3 rRNA genes are annotated in these 5,318 nt (G+C 50.3%); all 3 read left to right on the forward strand.

Going from position 1 to position 5,318, the window contains the following annotated elements:
- Window positions 1-180: 180 nt before the first annotated feature.
- The 3 genes from DFR27_RS12420 to rrf all read left to right on the forward strand — a co-directional run bounded on the left by DFR27_RS12420 (window position 181) and on the right by rrf (window position 5,311).
- Window positions 181-1,714 (forward strand): 16S ribosomal RNA (locus tag DFR27_RS12420).
- A 376-nt stretch (window positions 1,715-2,090) separates the two neighbouring features.
- Window positions 2,091-4,985, forward strand: a 23S ribosomal RNA gene (locus DFR27_RS12425).
- 210 nt (window positions 4,986-5,195) lie between these two features.
- Window positions 5,196-5,311, forward strand: a 5S ribosomal RNA gene (gene rrf / locus DFR27_RS12430).
- The 16S, 23S and 5S rRNA genes sit together here, the layout of an rRNA operon.
- Window positions 5,312-5,318 lie beyond the last annotated feature (7 nt).

The following is a 5,318-nucleotide window of genomic DNA, read 5'->3' on the forward strand; positions in this document are numbered from 1 at the left end:
TCTTTAACAATCAATCAGACAATACGTGTGGGTACTTGTAGAGATAGTCGCAACAAAGATTATCGAAACAAGTTACTCGTTAATTCGAAAGAAAGAATGAATAACGTTCATGTTTCGAGCAAAGTTTTGAATTCCACTTTAACGGAATTCGCTCTTGCTTTAAGCAGAGTTAAAAGATCTAAACTGAAGAGTTTGATCATGGCTCAGATTGAACGCTGGCGGCAGGCCTAACACATGCAAGTCGAACGCGAAATCACTTCGGTGAGAGTAGAGTGGCGGACGGGTGAGTAACGCGTGGGAATCTACCTCGTAGTGGGGGACAACTTGTGGAAACGCAAGCTAATACCGCATACGTCCTAAGGGAGAAAGCAGGGGATCTTCGGACCTTGTGCTATGAGATGAGCCCGCGTCGGATTAGCTAGTTGGTGGGGTAAAGGCCTACCAAGGCGACGATCCGTAGCTGGTCTGAGAGGATGATCAGCCACACTGGAACTGAGACACGGTCCAGACTCCTACGGGAGGCAGCAGTGGGGAATATTGCACAATGGGCGAAAGCCTGATGCAGCCATGCCGCGTGTGTGAAGAAGGCTCTAGGGTTGTAAAGCACTTTCAGCAAGGAGGAAAGGTTGTCAGTTAATACCTGGCAGCTGTGACGTTACTTGCAGAAGAAGCACCGGCTAACTCCGTGCCAGCAGCCGCGGTAATACGGAGGGTGCAAGCGTTAATCGGAATTACTGGGCGTAAAGCGCGCGTAGGCGGTCTGTTAAGCTGGATGTGAAAGCCCAGGGCTCAACCTTGGAACTGCATTCAGAACTGGCAGACTAGAGTATTGGAGAGGTGAGTGGAATTTCCCGTGTAGCAGTGAAATGCGTAGATATGGGAAGGAACACCAGTGGCGAAGGCGACTCACTGGCCAAATACTGACGCTGAGGTGCGAAAGCGTGGGGAGCAAACGGGATTAGATACCCCGGTAGTCCACGCCGTAAACGATGTCTACTAGCCGTTGGGATCCTTGAGATTTTAGTGGCGCAGCTAACGCACTAAGTAGACCGCCTGGGGAGTACGGCCGCAAGGTTAAAACTCAAATGAATTGACGGGGGCCCGCACAAGCGGTGGAGCATGTGGTTTAATTCGAAGCAACGCGAAGAACCTTACCAGGTCTTGACATCCAGAGAACTTACTAGAGATAGTTTGGTGCCTTCGGGAACTCTGAGACAGGTGCTGCATGGCTGTCGTCAGCTCGTGTCGTGAGATGTTGGGTTAAGTCCCGCAACGAGCGCAACCCTTGTCCTATGTTGCCAGCACATAATGGTGGGAACTCATGGGAGACTGCCGGTGATAAACCGGAGGAAGGTGGGGACGACGTCAAGTCATCATGGCCCTTACGACCTGGGCTACACACGTGCTACAATGGTGCATACAAACGGTTGCCAAGCCGCGAGGTGGAGCTAATCTGAGAAAGTGCATCGTAGTCCGGATTGGAGTCTGCAACTCGACTCCATGAAGTCGGAATCGCTAGTAATCGTGAATCAGAATGTCACGGTGAATACGTTCCCGGGCCTTGTACACACCGCCCGTCACACCATGGGAGTGGGTTGCTCCAGAAGTGGCTAGTCTAACCTTCGGGGGGACGGTCACCACGGAGTGATTCATGACTGGGGTGAAGTCGTAACAAGGTAACCCTAGGGGAACCTGGGGTTGGATCACCTCCTTAATCGAAAGCGTACATCCTCAAGTACTCACACTTATTGTCTGATTGAATGCAGTAATCATCTGTTAGCGCACACGCCGAAAGGTGTGGGTGTGTTAACAAATGACGTACTGTCATGTTCTTTAACAAGGTAATAATGAAGCTGAAGAAATTCACAATAAAACTGTGATCTTGACGAGTTCAAATCAAGCGACGAGATCCGGCGAAAATTGAAACTTCATGTTGATTGCAAACAATGGACTCGAGTGGCAACACTCAGAGAACAAGCAAAAAACAAAGGTTAATGTACAAAGCAAACAAAGCGATGTGCATAGTTCAATTGACTGTTGGCTTTTAATGTTTCACCTATCGCGGTGGAGTGGAGAGAGTCAATATATATGGTCAAGCGACTAAGCGCACACGACGGATGCCTTGGCAGTTAGAGGCGATGAAGGACGTAGGAGCCTGCGAAAAGCTTAGGGGAGTTGGCAAACAAACTTTGATCCTAAGATGTCCGAATGGGGAAACCCACCCTGCGTAAGTAGGGTATCTTGCACTGAATACATAGGTGTAAGAGGCGAACCCGGGGAACTGAAACATCTAAGTACCCGGAGGAAAAGAAATCAACCGAGATTCCCTTAGTAGCGGCGAGCGAACGGGGATCAGCCATCATATGATAGCTTCTGTGTTAGTGGAACGCTCTGGAAAGTGCGGCGATAGAGGGTGATAGCCCCGTACACGAAAACACAGTTGTGGTACTAGGTATGTAATAAGTAGGTCGGGACACGTGTTATCTTGACTGAAGATGGGGGGACCATCCTCCAAGGCTAAATACTCCTAACTGACCGATAGTGAACCAGTACCGTGAGGGAAAGGCGAAAAGAACCCCGTAGAGGGGAGTGAAATAGATCCTGAAATCGTGTGCGTACAAGCAGTAGGAGCTCTTCGGAGTGACTGCGTACCTTTTGTATAATGGGTCAGCGACTTATTGTCAGTAGCAAGGTTAACCGTCTAGGGGAGCCGTAGGGAAACCGAGTCTTAATAGGGCGTCTAGTTGCTGGCAATAGACCCGAAACCGGGCGATCTAGCCATGGGCAGGTTGAAGATTAGGTAACACTGATTGGAGGACCGAACCCACTAACGTTGAAAAGTTAGGGGATGACCTGTGGCTAGGAGTGAAAGGCTAATCAAGCCCGGAGATAGCTGGTTCTCCCCGAAATCTATTTAGGTAGAGCGTCATGTCTCACTCCTGGGGGTAGAGCACTGTTTGGGCTAGGGGGTCATCCCGACTTACCAACCCCATGCAAACTCCGAATACCAGGAAGTGCAATCATGGCAGACACACGGCGGGTGCTAACGTCCGTCGTGGAGAGGGAAACAACCCAGACCGCCAGCTAAGGTCCCAAATATCAGTTAAGTGGGAAACGATGTGGGAAGGCTCAGACAGCTAGGAAGTTGGCTTAGAAGCAGCCATCTTTTAAAGAAAGCGTAATAGCTCACTAGTCGAGTCGGCCTGCGCGGAAGATTTAACGGGGCTCAAACTGATAACCGAAGCTGCGGATGCGTTTAGGCGCATGGTAGGGGAGCGTTCTGTAAGCGGTTGAAGGTGAACCGAGAGGTTTGCTGGACGTATCAGAAGTGCGAATGCTGACATGAGTAACGATAAAGGGGGTGAGAAGCCCCCTCGCCGGAAGATCAAGGTTTCCTGCTCAACGTTAATCGGAGCAGGGTTAGTCGGCCCCTAAGGCGAGGCAGAAATGCGTAGTCGATGGGAAACAGGTTAATATTCCTGTACTTCAGTGTACTGCGATGGAGGGACGGAGCAGGCTAGGCTATCACGGCGTTGGTTGTCCGTGTTTAAGCTAGTAGGCAGAGAACTTAGGCAAATCCGGGTTCTTAATGCTGAGAAGCGATGACGAGCTCTTTTTAAGAGCGAAGTAGTTGATGCCATACTTCCAGGAAAAGCTCCTAAGCGATAGGTACATTGGAACCGTACTCCAAACCGACACAGGTGATCAGGTAGAGAATACCAAGGCGCTTGAGAGAACCCAGGTGAAGGAACTAGGCAAAATGGCACCGTAACTTCGGGAGAAGGTGCGCCGCTGACGGTGAAGGGTTTACCCCGTAAGCTGTCGGCGGTCTCAGAAATCAGGTGGCTGCGACTGTTTATTAAAAACATAGCACTCTGCAAACACGTAAGTGGACGTATAGGGTGTGACGCCTGCCCGGTGCCGGAAGGTTAATTGATGGGGTTAGCACTTGTGCGAAGCTCTTGATCGAAGCCCCGGTAAACGGCGGCCGTAACTATAACGGTCCTAAGGTAGCGAAATTCCTTGTCGGGTAAGTTCCGACCTGCACGAATGGCGTAACGATGGCCACGCTGTCTCCACCTGGGACTCAGTGAAATTGAACTCGCTGTGAAGATGCAGTGTACCCGCGGCTAGACGGAAAGACCCCGTGAACCTTTACTACAGCTTTGCACTGAACTTTGAACCTATTTGTGTAGGATAGGTGGGAGACTTTGAAGCGTGATCGCTAGATTGCGTGGAGTCGTCCTTGAAATACCACCCTGGTATGTTTGAGGTTCTAACTCAGGTCCGTTATCCGGATCGAGGACAGTGTATGGTGGGTAGTTTGACTGGGGCGGTCTCCTCCCAAAGAGTAACGGAGGAGTACGAAGGTGTGCTAAGCATGGTCGGAAATCATGCGGTTAGTATAATGGTAGAAGCACGCTTGACTGCGAGACTGACAAGTCGAGCAGGTACGAAAGTAGGTCATAGTGATCCGGTGGTTCTGTATGGAAGGGCCATCGCTCAACGGATAAAAGGTACTCCGGGGATAACAGGCTGATACCGCCCAAGAGTTCACATCGACGGCGGTGTTTGGCACCTCGATGTCGGCTCATCACATCCTGGGGCTGAAGCCGGTCCCAAGGGTATGGCTGTTCGCCATTTAAAGTGGTACGCGAGCTGGGTTTAGAACGTCGTGAGACAGTTCGGTCCCTATCTGCCGTGGGCGTTAGAAATTTGAGAAGAGTTGCTCCTAGTACGAGAGGACCGGAGTGAACGAACCTCTGGTGTTCCGGTTGTCACGCCAGTGGCACAGCCGGGTAGCTATGTTCGGACAGGATAACCGCTGAAAGCATCTAAGCGGGAAGCCCCCTTCAAGATTAGATTTCTCTGGAGCTTTAAGCTCCCTGTAGGGCCGTGGAAGACTACCACGTTGATAGGTTGGGTGTGGAAGCGCTGTGAGGCGTTAAGCTAACCAATACTAATTGCCCGTGAGGCTTGACCATATATATTTCTGGAAACAGAAACGGTTAAGTAGAGTAGAGATACTTGAAAGAATCGAAAGATTCAAATTGAACGATCGCAGGATCTTGTTAGATCTGAACTCGTGAGAACACAGAAAGTGAATCAGCTTCGTTATTACCGACTTATTTTGGACAATGTGCCGGTTAGCTAATGGCTACCCAGTAAGACACAGATGTCCAAAGCCAGTTTTGCCTGGCGGCTATAGAGAAATGGAACCACCTGATCCCATCCCGAACTCAGAAGTGAAACGTTTCATCGCCGATGGTAGTGTGGGGTTTCCCCATGTGAGAGTAGGTCACCGCCAGGCACTTAAT

The sequence above is a fragment of the Umboniibacter marinipuniceus genome (assembly GCF_003688415.1).
GTDB classification, from domain to species: Bacteria; Pseudomonadota; Gammaproteobacteria; order Pseudomonadales; family DSM-25080; genus Umboniibacter; species Umboniibacter marinipuniceus.